Genomic DNA, 14,338 nt, shown 5'->3' with positions numbered 1-14,338 from the left:
GGTGGCCCAAAAGCTTAGGGAAACTCCACAACCAACCACCATGCCCACCGGAACGGTAAAATTCTTTAATGAGACCAAAGGCTTTGGTTTCATCAAAAACGACGAAACTGGCGAAGACATTTTCGTACACATCAGCGACCTGCAAGTAAGCTCGATCCGCGAAAACGACAAAGTTCAATTTGAAGTAGCTCAGGGCAAAAAAGGCCCGAACGCTGTTAAAGTATCGCTGGTTTAATCCTGCCTTAGCTTTGTATTAAGAAAGCCCGCCTTTGGCGGGCTTTTTTTTGTGCCCGGTGGAAATTGGGAAAAGCTGCTAATAATCGGCCGTCATGCAGAGCGCAGCGAAGCATCTTATCAGGTCAGCACAACTCGTTCCGCGGAGATAAGATGCTTCGCTGCGCTCTGCATGACAGGCGCGAGGTGGAAGCCCCTAAAACTCATTTCGCCCATTGTCTAGCTAATTCGGAATAAAAATCCTACCTTTGCACCCGCATTTGAGGACGGCCCTAAGTCCGCGCAAGCCTGAGAGAGGCATAACGCATTGGCCGCATAGTTTTTTGGTTGTTTTTCCCGCCTGATTGTGACAAGGTAGAAGGAGGGGAAACGTCGCTGAGTACGGCTGTTTTCGGAGCGAGTCTCTTACCCCTTACCATTTTCCACATTCATGGAAGCTGAAAAAATTGTAGTTCGTTTTGACGAACTGAACCTCTCTGAGGAAGTACAACGCGCTATCACCGAGATGGGCTACGAAGAAGCATCGGCCATTCAGGCTGCTGCTATTCCCGTGCTCCTCGCTGGCAAAGACGTTATCGGCCAGGCCCAGACGGGTACCGGCAAAACCGCCGCTTTCTCGATTCCCGCCATCGATAACATCGATACCGAGAGCAAGGACGTGCAAGTACTGGTGCTTTGCCCCACCCGCGAACTCGCGGTGCAGGTTTCGGGCGAAATCCAGAAGCTGGGCAAATACAAGCGCGGTTTGATGGTGGTGCCGATTTACGGCGGCAGCCCCTACGACCGTCAGCTCCGCGCCCTGGAGCGTGGCGTTCAGATTGTAATCGGTACCCCCGGCCGCATCATGGACCACATCGAGCGTGGCACCCTGAAGCTGGAGAATACCACCAAAATCATCCTCGACGAAGCCGACGAAATGCTCGATATGGGCTTTCGCGATGACATCGAGTTCATTCTGAGCAAGATGCCGAAGGAACGCCAGACGGTGTTCTTCTCGGCCACGATGAGCAAGCCCATCATGGAGCTCACCAAAAAGTACCAGCGCGACCCGCAGGTAGTGAAGGTGAACCACCAGACCATGACGGTGACCAACATCGAGCAGAGTTACTTCGAAGTGCGCGGCCCCCAGAAAAAGGACGTGCTGACGCGTATTCTCGACATGTACAACCTGAAGTCGACCATCGTTTTCGCTAACACGAAGCGCATGGTAGACGAAATCGTGTCGGACCTGCAAGCCAAGGGCTATTTTGCCGAAGGCCTGCACGGCGATATGGGCCAGCAGCAGCGCCAAAACACGCTGGATAAATTCCGCAAGTCGACCATCGAAGTACTGGTAGCTACCGACGTAGCCGCCCGTGGTATCGACGTAGACAACGTGGAGGCCGTATTTAACTACGACCTGCCCGCCGACGAAGAATACTACGTGCACCGCATTGGCCGCACGGGTCGCGCTGGCAAGTCGGGCAAAGCCTTCACGTTTGTGAGCGGCCGCGACATCTACAAGCTGCGCGACATCATGCGCTTCACCAAGGCCCAGATTAAACTGGAGCAGGTGCCGTCGTTTGCCGACGTATCGGAAGTAAAAACCACGTTGTTCCTGAATCAAATCAAGGAAATCGTGGAGAAGGGCAACCTCGAGAAATACGTGGGCCGCGTGCAGCGCCTGCTCGACCAGAGCGAGGAAATTACCTCGCTCGACATCGCTGCCGCGCTGCTCAAGATGACGATGAAGGAGGACAAGAGTGCTCAGCAGAGCCTCGACGCCAGCAAGGCCGCCGGTACGGCGCGCGCCGGCTTCACCCGTCTGTTCGTTTCGATGGGCAAGAAAGACCGGATTCACCCCCGCGACATCGTGGACCTGATTTCGGAGTCGACCAACCTGACTGGCAGCAAAGTGGGCGACATCGCCCTCTACGACAAGTTCAGCTTTGTGGAAGTACCTACGGAGTTTGCCAGCGAGATTGTAGAGAAACTGGGCCGCACCAGCATCCAGGGCACGCCGGTTAGCTTCAGCATCGCCACTCCGGTTCAGGAGGGCGCGGCTAAGGAAGAAGGCTTCAACCGGACCGGTGGTTCGGGCGGTCCCGGCGGCTTCGGCGGCGACCGCGAGCGTCGTCCCTTCAGCGGCGGCGAGCGTCGCGAGGGTGGCTACAAAGGCGGTAACCGCGGTGGCAGCAGCTATGGTGGTGGCGAGCGCCGCGAAGGCGGCTACGGCGGAGGCTACAAAGGCAACCGCGACGGTGGCGACCGCCCCAGCTACGGCAACAAGCCGGCGTATGGCAACCGCGAAGGCGGCAGCGGCTACGGCAACAAGCCCAGCTACGGTGGCAACAAAGGCAGCTATGGCGACAAGCCCAGCTATGGCAACAAGCCCAGCTACGGTACGCCCCGCGAGTACGAAACCCCCCGCACGCCCCGTGCCCCCCGCAACGAGAGCTTCGATGAATAAGCTAACTAGTATGTACGTGTACCTGGATTATCCAGCTTAGGTGAATAATTAGGTAAATTATATTAGGGTTAGAAAACAAAAAAGCCGCTCAAATTGAGCGGCTTTTTTGTTGGGCTGAACTATCAAACGAATTTATTTCGCCGTGTCCCGCAGGGTGCGGATGGTGTTGTGGGCTTCCTGCACGCCTTGGTATTGCTTTTCGATTACCGATTTAAGCGGCGTAGGCAGGTCCTGGGCCTTTAAGGCGGTCTGGTAAGCTTTAACTGCGTAGTCTTCGCCGCGCTCGCACTCGTTGAGCACGGCTTTGTTGTCTTTGCTGGTCAGGGCCGACTTCAGGTCAATCCAGGCGCGGTGCACAGTGCCGGTTACCGAAGAACTTTCGTCGGGCTTGAGGTCCAGCTTGAACATCTGGTCTTCAATTTCGGTGATGTAGCCGGCGCGCTGGGCCGCGTATTTTTTGAAGGTTTCTTTCAGTTTGGGGTCCTCGACGTCGGTCATGGCGTCGGCGTAGCCTTTCTGGCCATCTTTGAGGGTTTCAACCAATTCGTTGAGTAGGGCTTGGGTGGCTTTGGCTTCCATCGGAAAAGGGGAGTAGTTAAAAGTGAAAAATTTCTATCTCCTTTACTGTCGGACTCTCAGGAAAGTTGCGCAAAGGCGGTTAGCCGTTGGTAGTGAGCTGTTTGCTTTGTAAAAATTGGCCTGACTCGTCAACGTTACCTAACCCTGCTGATGGCCCGGTTTGCTCATGGCGCGCCCGGCCAGAAACCCCGTGGTCCAAGCCGCCTGGAAGTTAAATCCCCCGGTTATTCCATCGATGTCGAGTACTTCGCCGGCGAAATACAGCCCCGGAACCCGGCGGCTTTCCATGGTTTTTAAGTCAACTTCTTCCAGCAAAATTCCCCCGCAGGTCACAAATTCTTCTTTGTAGGTGGTCTTGCCGCGCACTGCCAGGGGGGTGCGTAGGAGCAGTTCCAGCAGGCGGTTTTGGGATTTGGCGGGCAGGTCGCTCCACCGAATATCTGGGGCAATGCCGGCTTGCTCGATGAGATTGCGCCACAGCCGCTGCGGCAAGCTAAACTGCGGATTGGCGGCCACGGTTTTCTTGCCATTTTCCTGCCGGAACTGCTGCAGCCAGGGCCGCAGCGTTTCTTCGGTAAAAGTGGGAATCCAGTTGATGAGGGCCGTGCCCACGTAGCCCAACTCGCTGAGGCGGCGGGCGCCCCAGGCCGAAAGCTTGAGCACGGCCGGCCCGCTCACGCCCCAGTGCGTGACGAGCAGCGGGCCTTCGTATTGGAGCTTTTCGCCAGCCAGCACCACACGGGCCTGGGGTACGCTCACGCCCATCAATTCATTCAACGGCGAGTTGGGCACGTTGAAGGTGAAGAGCGACGGCACCGGCTCGGCAATGGTGTGGCCCAAGGCGCGCAGCCAGTCGTAGTTGACGCTTTTGGGGTTGCCGCCGGTGGCTATGAGCAGCTGGCCGACCCGGAGGCTGGCCCCAAATTGGGCCGCCCCGCTGCCACTCAGCTTGAGCTGAAAACTACCCCCGTGCAATGGCTCAACTTCTTCGACCCCACAATTGGTAAGAATGCGGACGCCTGCCTGGCGGGCGGCCTGCTCCAGGGCTTGGGCAATGGTTTCGCTGGAATCCGTGGTGGGAAACATGCGGCCATCTGCTTCGGTCTTGAGCTGCACGCCCCGCTTGGCAAACCAGGCGATAGTTTCACGTACGCCAAACTGCTGGAAAGCGGCCTTGAGCTGTTTGTTGCCGCGCGGGTAGTGGGCCACCAGCTGGGCAGCGGTGTCGCAGGCGTGCGTCACGTTGCAGCGCCCACCACCTGATACGCGCACCTTGCTGAGCAGCTTGCCCGTCTTTTCTAGCAGTAGGACCTGGGCATGGGGGTTGGCTTCGGCACAGGCAATGGCGCCGAAAAAGCCGGCCGCGCCACCGCCCAGCACGGCCACGAGGGGTTGGGCTGCATCGTTGTTCACGGGGCAAAGGTACGGCGCCCACCGAGGCGATGGGGGCGGGTTTAGCAGTGGGCGAGGGCCTTGAGCACGTCGTCGTGCTGAAACTGGTAGGGCAGCAGGCTGCGCACCAGGCTGCTGTCGATGGTTTTACCGCTCGGGCCGGTTTCTTCCTTAAAGGTGGGCGATTCCAGCTTGAGGTACTGAGCTGCGGCAGGGTAAAAATCGCGCCGCAGCGGGTGCTGGGCCGAGCACACGTTTAAGGTGTGGCCCCACACGCCGTGTTTGATGATACCCGACAGCACACCGACTGCATCCGTGAGGTGCACCAAATTTACGGGCGCATTGCCCTGGGCCAGGTCACGGCGGCCGGCCAGGAAGCGACCGGGTGAACGGTCGGGCCCAATGAGGCCACCCAGCCGGACCACGGTGCTCTTCCACTGGCCATAGCGCGGCACAAAATGGCCCTCGGCCCGCAACACGTCGGAAGCCGCATCGCGGGTGCTCAAGGCATCGGTTTCGTGCATCACGCGGGGCTCGTCGGGGTACACACTCGTGGAGCTTACAAAAATCACGTGCTGGGTGCCGGCGGCGGCCACGGCTCGGTGCACCGGCCGCAGGAGGGCCGGGTAAGCTCCGGCGGCAGAAGCCCGGGGCGGCACGTTCAGCACCAGCACATCGGCCGATTGCAAGAGGCGGTGAAGCAACTTTTCGGCCGGCGCGTCAAAATCGGCTCCCAGCCGGAGCAGGTGCGCCTCAATGCCCGCCGCTTCCATTGTGGGCAGCTGCTCGGTGGTAGTGGTGGTGCCGAGCACTTTGTGCCCTGCTGCCACAAGCGAGCGGGCCAGGGCCATGCCCAGCCAGCCACAGCCCATTACCAGTACCGTTTGGGGTTCCGCTCCCAAATTTGCGCCCGTGGAGCTTCTGGAACTGGAACTATTCATGTAAAATTATTGCGTTTCTCTGGTAGTGGGTGCGAAGTTGCGAAAAAAATACGTAGTACTTTATACCGTAACCAAAATAAGTGGCGGTGGTTTCAAGCCTGATTGGTTAACATTCGCATCAGTAGGCTTGTACCTTCGGGCCTCGATTCAATTCGCAATTCCCACCTTCATCACTGCTTTCGCATGACCACACCCTACACCCAGCCCATGCTGCGCGACAACGCCCTGGCGGGAAAAACCATCATTGTCACCGGCGGCGGCACTGGCTTGGGCCGGGCCATGACCACCTATTTCCTACAGCTCGGAGCAAACGTCACCATCACCAGCCGTAAGCTGGATGTGCTGGAAAAAACCGCGGGCGAGCTGCGCGAGCAAACCGGCGGCAAGGTGTTGGCCATTGCCTGCGACGTACGAAAATACGACGAGGTGGAAGCCATGCTGGACCGCACCATTCAGGAGTTTGGCGGGGTGGATGTGCTGCTGAACAATGCTGCCGGCAACTTCATCAGCCCCACGGAGCGTCTGTCGCACAAGGCATTCGATGTGATTGTGGACATCGTGTTGCGGGGTTCTTACAACTGCACGCTAGCCGTGGGCAAGCGCTGGATTGCCGATAAAAAACCCGGCACCATCCTCAACATCGTCACCACTTATGCCTCCGTGGGCTCGGCTTATGTAGTACCATCGGCTGCTGCTAAAGCAGGCGTGCTGGCGATGACCCGCTCTTTGGCGGTAGAATGGGCGAAGTACGGCATTCGTTCGAATGCCATTGCCCCCGGCCCGTTCCCAACAGAAGGGGCGTGGAGCCGGCTCTTCCCCGAGCCGCTGGCCAGCAAGCTAGACCCTGCTGCCAGCGTGCCGCTCAAGCGCGTGGGCCAGTACCAGGAGCTGGCCAACCTGGCGGCCTACTTGGTGTCCGACTTTTCGTCTTATGTCAACGGGGAGGTGGTGACCATTGACGGCGGCGAATGGCTCAATGGCGCCGGCGAATTCAACAAGCTGGAAATGCTAACCCCGGGTATGTGGGACCAAATAGAAAAAACAATGCGCCGCTAAATCACTAGTTTTCGAATTGAAACAGATTTCACGGATTTTGTAGACAAGCATAATTAACATAAAAAGGCCGCTGTAAAAGCGGCCTTTTTATTTGCAGATAATTAATTAGTTCAATTAAATCATTGCGCGTAATTGTTGTCAATCGTTTACAAAATCCGTGAAATTCGTTTCAATCCGAAAAATCAGTGATTAGAGTTTGTAGCCATTATAATCCCTGGTAAATTCTTGCGTGGGAATGGGCTGATTGGCAATTACGTCGAGGAATTCGAATTTCTCATAAAGCCCCTTGTCGTCATCTACTTGCACCATGATGGGCAGGTAGGTTTTAGGGTCAATGCACACGGTGGTGCGGCGGCCGTAGGCGTTGGGCACTTGCAGCACTTTGCCCTCGGGTATTTTCTCGCCAATGGTGAGGCTGTTGCGCTCAAAAATCCGGTATTCACCACAGCCGAACCGTTCGGCTACCGTGGAAATGGTTTCGTTTTTACCCGCGCGGTAATTCACATAATGAAACTGCGGGTAAACAGAGCGCAACACGTAGGCCGGCCGGCCCAGTAGCACGGTATCACCGGTGTAGCGGAAAGAGCGGCTGAAGGAATTGTCCTGCCGTAGCCCCGTGGTGCGCAGCAGGTCGGAGATGGTGCCGAAGCCGGCCTGCAAGGCGGTGTGGTGCTGGTTGCCGCGCATGAGCTTGCCGTTGGGGTCCAGGCTGAGTGTGACGTAGGGGAAGCTGGCGGGATATACCCAGGCGTCGCCGGCGTTCTGGCCAGCCACCCACAGTACTTCCACCCCTTTCTGGTTTTTGATGTAAATGCGTAGGGGCTTGTAGCTTATTTTCATAATGCTACGGGCCTGCATGATGCCGTTGCCAATCCGCTCCTGCGCCTTTACGGTGCAGCGCAAGTACTTCAGGTTTTCGATGGCCGCGCTCATCCGCGTGGTGAGCTGTTCGGTGGTAAGGGACGTTGGTTGGGCTGGAGCCGTGGCCGCTAAGAGGGCCAGCGCGCCAAGGGGCCAAATATTTCGGAGTCGGGGAAGAAACGAGGTGAGCAATGCTACCATAAATGGAACAGGAGTGGCCGGCCTAAAAGAAAAAAGGCGGCTGAAAAGCAATTAATTGAGACTAATGTGGGGAAAGCGCGAATAAACGCTGTCAAAGATGAACAGCTCATCAATTTCCACGCCATGCAGGTAGGGGTAGAGCGGAAATTGTTCGACCACGGCTTGCACCGCCACGGCGTTGTCGGCGTTGATGGTCACCCAGCCGCGGCTGCGGTCGCTGCTGATGGCGTACACTTCAATCACCTTGTCATTGAGCAAGCGGTTGATGAAGGCACGATGGCTGGGGATAAGGGAAATAAATTCCTCATCGAAATCGTCGGGTAGGCGCAGAGAAACAACGAAAGTAGGCATAAACGCAGGCGGCTAAAGCTGGCAATCTAACGCCGGCCGTAACCCGAAAGTTGGGGAATGTATGTGGAGGGCAAATTTGAAACCATACCCGCCAAGGCCGGCACAAAGTATCACACCGGCGTCTTTAAGAATACCACGCAGCTGCTTTATCAACCGTTTTAATGGTGATTCTACCTCGATAGTAAGGCTTTTTAGGATGTACTCCGGAGCTTATCAATTAGGATTGATTGCCAGCCAGCCGAGCGCACAGCCAACTACGACAAAAGCTCCGAACAACGTCGGAGCTTTCATTTCGGTGGTGTTTTATTGGGCTGGCTAGCAGTAATCGATGCTTAAGAATGGCCGAGTTCGGCCACGCTCGGCTGTGAGACGTCGCCCAAAGCAGGCATTGCCGCGGCATCTGGGGCGCCCGCGGTTCCGTGGGTGCTGGCGGCCTGGCCCCGGCCAGTGGCTTCCCATTCCCTAAAGCGGGTGATTTCGCCGTGAAACTTGCCCACAAACCAGCTTACCAGGCTCAGGTCGTCGAGGAAGCCGAGCACAGGAATAAAGTCCGGGACCAGGTCAATGGGCGAAAGGACATAAAGCAACACCGCTAAGCCAGATACGATGGTACCGGTAGAAATTTCACGGTATTCGCCGCTTATGTAGCTGCGCACCAAGCGCACCAGGGTCAGCCCAACTTCAAATAGCTGGCGAAATTTATGCGTCTTACTTTCTTTATCGGCCAGCTTGTCGGCGGCTTCGTTAAGTACCGTGACAACCTTGAACGGCTTGCCTAGCAATTTGGCGGCCCGCCCTACAAAGACGTTAAAGAGGACATTCTTGGAGATTTTGAGACCGTTATCAGCGAGTGACGACATGGGGTGCAAGTGAAGGGTGATAGGTTGTGCTTTACGCGCAACTATTCCCGTGCGTTGTTGAGGCCCACTGCAAACCCGCGTTTTACTGTTTAGCGCTCAAACATGGGCGTGGTGCCGCCTACCCAGTCTTTGTCCTTATTAAAGTCTACACCAATCATGGCGCCCCGGCTCAAGCGGCTCAGGCCCGTGAGTAGCTGCGGGCGGGCTTCGCCGACCGGCCAGATGTAGAGCAAACGAATCTCGCATTTCACCAAGCCATCGGGCGATTGCACCACCGGTTCGTAGCTGACTTTGCGCTGCAATAGATAATTCTGTTTATCAGTCAACGCATCCAAGTCGGCGGCCGTAACGTCCAGGCGCACACCCGCTCCAGCAAAGGAGAATAGGGGCTTTAGCACGTAATTCTCCAGGTCGGCCGGGTACTCCGTGAGCTCGTGCAAGAAATAGCTCGGCGGCACAAAAGGCGCGTGCAAAAGCGGCAATGTGTACTTGCTGATGCGGAAAAACCAGTTGGGGTGGCCCACCCAGGTTACATCAACGTCTTCGGTCAAATTAAAAGACAAAGTGAGCTCCGGATAGCGCTCTAATTCATCAAAAATAATGCGATTATAAATGCGTTTTATTTGAATTAAGCGTCCGTCTTTTTCATAAAACAAATCCCGACCGTTGCGCTTAATTTGGGTTAAGCAAACGGCCTCAACACCCCAGAATTTTTTCGATAACGCAAAATCAATTCGGGTTTTTTGCTTCTCCGGAAATAGCTCTAATAAAATAACTTGTTCCGCAGGTTGACCGCCCAGAATAAATGCCCGCATCCGCTCCTGGTAGGTGTCAAAATCAGGAACGCCCAAGAAGGGACTGACCGAATCGGCAATGGGGTAATGCCGACGGAACACCGACGGCAGCCACGACTGAAACGCGTAGAGCGACGGGAACCCCTGCATCTCAATGAGCTGGGGTTCTAGCTCTCCCTGGGCATCGCGGCACACCGCGAAGTCAAACGTCAGGAATTCGGGCCGCGCGTCTTCATTAGGCACGCGCTGGTGCGCCGGAATGGCTCCTTCGGTTAAGTCCTTGAAATTGGGCTGCTCAATTACCTGAATGATGCTTTCGCCGGCCGCCTTCAGTTTGTCGCGCAAGCCTGCCGGTACGAATACCGGTGTTTCGGCTACTCGGAAGTCGAGCTGGCCGGGCAGTTGCCGGTCGATGTCGGCGAGCATTTCTTGGTAGCGAGCCGGGCTAAACGCGGCATTGAAAGTCTGACGGTGTTCCGGAATCATAGAGCGGGGCTAAGCAGGCACGGCGGGCGATGGACTAGGCAGCCGTGAGGACGCCCAGTTGGGCCACGGCGCGGCGCAAAAAGGTAGGCACAATTACCGACTCCGTGCGCTCGATGGTGTCCGGATTGGCCAGCAGGTGCACCATTTCTTCGTATTTGGCCTCGCCGTAGGTGGTGATTACCTGTTGCTTGCGCTCGTCGGTGAGCATGTAGCGGAGCATGCCTTCGCCGTCGGCCTCGGGGTGAAACTGCGAGCCGAACACCTCCGGCGTAAAGCGAATGGCCATGATGGCGCGGGCCAAAGGCACGTGGGGCCGCTCTTTCTCCAGGCACACCACTTCGGCGCCCAGTTCTTCGAGGCGGTCCATATCGAGGTTAGTGAGCTGATAATCGCGCGAATCGACGATGTAGAACGGCTCGGGCAGGCCCTGCAGCACGGGCTCGGTGAGGCCGGCCGAGGTGAGGTGCACAGGAAGTACCCCGAAGGAAGTGGACTTGCGCCGGCTCACTTCGCCCAGGCCCAAGTGCCGGCTCATGAGCTGAAACGAGTGGCAAATCAGCAGCAGGTGCTTTTTGTGTTCCTGGGTCTGGTTGTAGGCCAGCAGCGAATCGATGAAGGCAAAGTAGCGCGGCTCCCAGGCCTCGCCCGATTCCAGAGGACTGCCGGGGCCGCCCGAGGAAATGTAAATGTCGTAATCCAGGCCGGGCAAAGCGTTTTCGGCGCGCACGTTATAGGTGTCGACGGCAAACGCAACGCCGTTTTCGTGGGCGCCGCGGGCCAGCAGCTGCCTGATGCAGCGCATGCCTTCGTTCGGCGCGTTGTTGTACATATCCAGAATCGCAATGCGAATAGCCTCCATAGGGTAATCAAAAATAAAAATTGCCAGCACTGCCAGCCGATAAACAAAGCTAAACCGTAGTCTAGGCAAAAAAAAGCAACGCCTGCCTTGACGGCGGGCGTTGCGTTAGCAAAGGTCGTTTACTTAACTTATAGCCCGTGAGCGGTTTCGGCGAGAATATAGTCGACTACCTTGCTCAAGTCGCCGGTTTCCCGGAAGACTTTGAGCTGGCGGTCGGCACCGGTGCCCATCTCCATCATCGTCAATACGTATTCTACCTCGTGGCGGCTACCTAAATCGTCGACAACGTCGTCAATAAAATCGAGGAGCTCCAAAATCAGCTTGCGGGTGGGCACTTCCTCCTGCTTGCCAAAGTCAATCATATTGCCGTCGAGGCCGTAGCGGGCGGCGCGCCACTTGTTCTCCTTAATCAGCGCGCTACGGTAGATGCGGAAGTTGAGGTTCTGCATCTTAAGCTTGTAAATCTTGGCCACCAGCGCCTGCATAATGGCCGCGATGCAGATGGTTTCGTCGGCGCGCAGCATCATGTCGCAGATGCGGTACTCGATGGTGTCGAAAAAAGGGTGGAGGCGCAGGTCCCACCAGATTTTTTTGCCGTTGTCGATGCAGCCGGTTTTAATGAGCAGCTGCAAAAACTCGTCGTAGTCGCTGGCGCTGTGGAAGAAGCCCGGGATGCCCGTGCGCGGAAACCGCTCGAATATCTTGGTGCGAAACGACTTGTACCCCGTTTCGCGTCCTTCCCAAAACGGCGAATTGGTGCTGAGCGCAAACAGGTGCGGCAGGAAATACCGCAGCGCGTTCATCATGTACACGCCAATGTCGCGGTTTTCGATGCCTACGTGCACGTGCATGCCAAAAACGAGGTTGGAGCGGGCCGCTTCCTGCAGCTCCTCCACAATCTTGTCGTAGCGGACGTCGGGCGTGATGGGCTGGTCTTGCCACCGCGAAAACGGGTGGGTACCGGCCGCCCCAATTTTCAGGTTCTGCTTGTCGGCCAGCTCCATTACCTGGCGGCGCAAGTGGAACACTTCGGTGCGCGCCTCGCCGATGTTGTGGCAGATGTTGGTGCCTACTTCCACCACGGCCTGGTGCATTTCGGCCTTCACCTGCTCTTGCAGGGTTACCCGGCCGCCTTCTACTATCTGCGATAGGTGGGAGCGCAGCTCCCGGGTATCGGGGTCAATCGTCTGAAATTCTTCCTCGATGCCGAGGGTAAACGCGGGCATGGCCATTGACGGTGCGGATTGGAAAGGAGGAAAGGAGGGGGCGCATAGCCCAGCGCGCTAGGGAGCGCGCCGGGCCCGTCCGTACGAGCTAGTGCCTACTCGGCTTTTTTAGCAGCGGGCTTTTTGGCGGCCGCCTTGGGAGCAGCAGCCTTTTGGGTCGCGGGCTTTGCCGCAGCGGGTTTGGCGGCGGCAGGCTTGGCAGCCGCTTTGGAAGCCGCCGGTTTTTTAGGAGCCGGAGGGGTGTCGCCGACCGTGAAGTGGGTTTCGCCGGCTTTGGCGCGGTGCGGGTGCACGAATGTGCCCCAGGTCAGGTTGTCTTCGCCGGATTTCTGCGCGATGGCGCGCGCAATGGCCATGTTGGCCGCAGCCTCCACTACCCACTCAAAGTTCTTCTCGCCCACGGAGTTGATGTCGGCGTCGGGGGCGGGGTTGCCGAAGTCAATGGCAATTGGAATGCCGTCGCGCACTGCAAATTCTACCGTGTTGAAGTCGTAGCCCAAGCCCGCATTGAGCTTCAGGACGTAGTCCTTCATGGTGGCCAGCAGCTTCTCGCCCGCCTCGCCGGTGGTTTTCATCTCGGTGGCGTAGCGCAGGTGCGGCTCGTTGCGGGGCTCGTAGGGCATGATGAGCACCTCAGTGCCGCCAATGCAGTAGCAGCGGAAGTAGTCGGTAAACTCCACGTTTTCCTGGAAAAGCATCACCAGCTGGCCGGTTTCGTTGTAGGCCCGGAAAAATTCATCGGGCGAATTCACCTTGTACACGCTTTTCCAGCCGCCGCCGGAGTGGGGCTTCATGTAGGCCGGGAAGCCAATGTGGGCAAAGGCCGCGTCCCAGTCCATCATGTTCAGGTTGCGGAAGCTGCGCTCGCTGGTGTCGGCGGGGCGCTCCTTGCTGGGCAGGAGTAGGGTTTTGGGCACGGGCACGCCGAGGCGCACGGCTAGCGCGTTGTTGAAGAACTTCTCGTCGGCCGACCACCAGAAGGGGTTGTTAATCACCGCCGTGCCCATTAGGGCCGCGTTCTTGAGGTAGGCCCGGTAAAAGGGCACATCCTGCGAAATCCGGTCGATGATGACGGCGTAGTTGGGCGCGACGTGCTGCTCAACCTGGTCGATGCGCACAAATTCGGCGCGGATATCGGCCGGTGCTTTCTCATTCACGCGGTCGATAAATGCTTGGGGGAAGGTGTTTTCCTGCCCGAAGAGGATGCCGATTTTTTTCATAATCAGGGGGTGTGTTGGTAGCGGTTAGGCCAAGGGTGAAAGTGTAAATAAAGAGGTTTGGGGCGGCTTAGCCGATGGAGTCAAGGTACTGCGGAAACATTTCGCGCCACACTGGCCAGTCGTGGTTGCCGAAGGGCTTCACATCCAGGGTATAACGGATGCCTTTGTCGCTGAGAATGCGGGCGATTTCGAAAGTGGAATCTTTGCAGAAGTCGTGTTCGGCCGTGCCCAGGATGATGTTCATCCACTGGAAATGCTCGCTCTGCGCGCCCGGCAGGTACTCGGGCGGGTTGTTGTAGTACACGTTGTCGTCGTGGTAGCCGTCCACAAACTGGCGGATGTCGAAGGCCGCGCCCATGGTAAAAAGGTGCGCGACCTGATGGGGGTGGCGGAAGGCAAAATTTAGGGCATGGTAGCCCCCAAAGCTGCAGCCGGCCACACCAATCTTGTCCACGTTGCACTCTTTCTGCAGCATGGGCACCAGCTCCTCGCTCAGGAACTGGTCGTAGAACACGTGGTTCTGTACCCGAATTGAGGGGTGCAAGTGCTTGGCGTACCACGAAAACCGGTCGATGCTGTCGATGCAAAACAGCTTGACGCGGCCCGCTTCAATCAGCGGGCGTGCCGATTCGATGAGTTGGAAGTCGCGGGCTTCGTTGATGCCGCCGCCGGAAGTGGGAAAAATGACAACCGGGTAGCCCCAAGTGCCGAATACCATCATGTCGATGTCTTGGCCGAGGTGGTGCGAGTAAAAGCGGCGGTGTTGTTCCTGCACGGGATGGGCGAATTAGGGTGAGGCGAAAGCGTGTTTTTCAAGCTGTACGGCAAA

Annotated in this window: 14 protein-coding genes; 3 read left to right on the top strand and 11 right to left on the bottom strand. The window is 57.2% G+C overall.

Going from position 1 to position 14,338, the window contains the following annotated elements; translation table 11 throughout:
* The first annotated feature begins 40 nt into the window (after positions 1-40).
* Together AUC43_RS15735 and AUC43_RS15730 are read left to right on the top strand one after the other, a co-directional pair.
* The gene (locus tag AUC43_RS15735) at positions 41-235 is read left to right on the top strand and encodes a cold-shock protein (protein WP_035564390.1); all 195 of its coding nucleotides are present in this window, start codon (positions 41-43) and stop codon (positions 233-235) included.
* 429 nt (positions 236-664) lie between these two features.
* Positions 665-2,683: a DEAD/DEAH box helicase gene (locus AUC43_RS15730; protein ID WP_082685130.1), complete on the top strand. Its 2,019-nt coding sequence runs from the start codon at positions 665-667 to the stop codon at positions 2,681-2,683.
* A 132-nt stretch (positions 2,684-2,815) separates the two neighbouring features.
* Here AUC43_RS15730 and AUC43_RS15725 read toward each other — a convergent pair whose 3' ends face one another.
* From AUC43_RS15725 to AUC43_RS15715, 3 genes are all read right to left on the bottom strand, one after another.
* Complete coding sequence (locus tag AUC43_RS15725; protein WP_068195745.1) at positions 2,816-3,262, bottom strand: PA2169 family four-helix-bundle protein; 447 nt, start codon at positions 3,260-3,262, stop codon at positions 2,816-2,818.
* A gap of 138 nt (positions 3,263-3,400) precedes the next feature.
* Positions 3,401-4,675, bottom strand: a complete 1,275-nt coding sequence (locus AUC43_RS15720; protein ID WP_233254028.1) for a BaiN/RdsA family NAD(P)/FAD-dependent oxidoreductase — start codon at positions 4,673-4,675, stop codon at positions 3,401-3,403.
* Between the two features lie 41 nt (positions 4,676-4,716).
* Positions 4,717-5,595, bottom strand: coding sequence for an NAD-dependent epimerase/dehydratase family protein (locus AUC43_RS15715; protein ID WP_071885943.1), 879 nt, complete (start codon positions 5,593-5,595; stop codon positions 4,717-4,719).
* Positions 5,596-5,778: 183 nt separating this feature from the next.
* On the opposite strand from AUC43_RS15715, the gene AUC43_RS15710 reads away from it, so the two are divergent.
* Positions 5,779-6,651, top strand: coding sequence for an SDR family oxidoreductase (locus AUC43_RS15710; RefSeq protein ID WP_068195739.1), 873 nt, complete (start codon positions 5,779-5,781; stop codon positions 6,649-6,651).
* A 189-nt stretch (positions 6,652-6,840) separates the two neighbouring features.
* On the opposite strand, the gene AUC43_RS15705 is transcribed toward AUC43_RS15710, so the two are convergent.
* The 8 genes from AUC43_RS15705 to AUC43_RS15670 form a co-directional block, all read right to left on the bottom strand.
* On the bottom strand, positions 6,841-7,713 hold the full coding sequence (locus AUC43_RS15705; RefSeq protein WP_082685129.1) for a DUF1571 domain-containing protein: 873 nt from the start codon (positions 7,711-7,713) through the stop codon (positions 6,841-6,843).
* Positions 7,714-7,764: 51 nt separating this feature from the next.
* The gene (locus AUC43_RS15700) at positions 7,765-8,064 is read right to left on the bottom strand and encodes a hypothetical protein (protein ID WP_068195734.1); all 300 of its coding nucleotides are present in this window, start codon (positions 8,062-8,064) and stop codon (positions 7,765-7,767) included.
* A gap of 332 nt (positions 8,065-8,396) precedes the next feature.
* On the bottom strand, positions 8,397-8,924 hold the full coding sequence (locus tag AUC43_RS21945) for a YkvA family protein (RefSeq protein ID WP_068195732.1): 528 nt from the start codon (positions 8,922-8,924) through the stop codon (positions 8,397-8,399).
* Between the two features lie 89 nt (positions 8,925-9,013).
* Positions 9,014-10,204 (bottom strand): ATP-grasp domain-containing protein, encoded by a 1,191-nt coding sequence (locus tag AUC43_RS15690; protein ID WP_068195728.1) that lies wholly within the window; start codon positions 10,202-10,204, stop codon positions 9,014-9,016.
* Positions 10,205-10,238: 34 nt separating this feature from the next.
* On the bottom strand, positions 10,239-11,063 hold the full coding sequence (locus AUC43_RS15685; protein WP_068198743.1) for a type 1 glutamine amidotransferase: 825 nt from the start codon (positions 11,061-11,063) through the stop codon (positions 10,239-10,241).
* A 128-nt stretch (positions 11,064-11,191) separates the two neighbouring features.
* Positions 11,192-12,289 carry a carboxylate-amine ligase gene (locus AUC43_RS15680; RefSeq protein ID WP_068198740.1) on the bottom strand — a complete coding sequence of 366 codons (1,098 nt, stop codon included), beginning with the start codon at positions 12,287-12,289 and terminating at the stop codon, positions 11,192-11,194.
* Positions 12,290-12,384: 95 nt separating this feature from the next.
* Positions 12,385-13,509, bottom strand: coding sequence for an ATP-grasp domain-containing protein (locus AUC43_RS15675; RefSeq protein WP_068195725.1), 1,125 nt, complete (start codon positions 13,507-13,509; stop codon positions 12,385-12,387).
* A gap of 67 nt (positions 13,510-13,576) precedes the next feature.
* Positions 13,577-14,284 (bottom strand): alpha/beta fold hydrolase, encoded by a 708-nt coding sequence (locus AUC43_RS15670; protein WP_068195722.1) that lies wholly within the window; start codon positions 14,282-14,284, stop codon positions 13,577-13,579.
* Positions 14,285-14,338 lie beyond the last annotated feature (54 nt).

It is taken from the genome of Hymenobacter sedentarius (assembly GCF_001507645.1).
Taxonomy (GTDB): Bacteria; Bacteroidota; Bacteroidia; order Cytophagales; family Hymenobacteraceae; genus Hymenobacter; species Hymenobacter sedentarius.
This window is presented reverse-complemented; position numbering and strand designations above follow the sequence as displayed.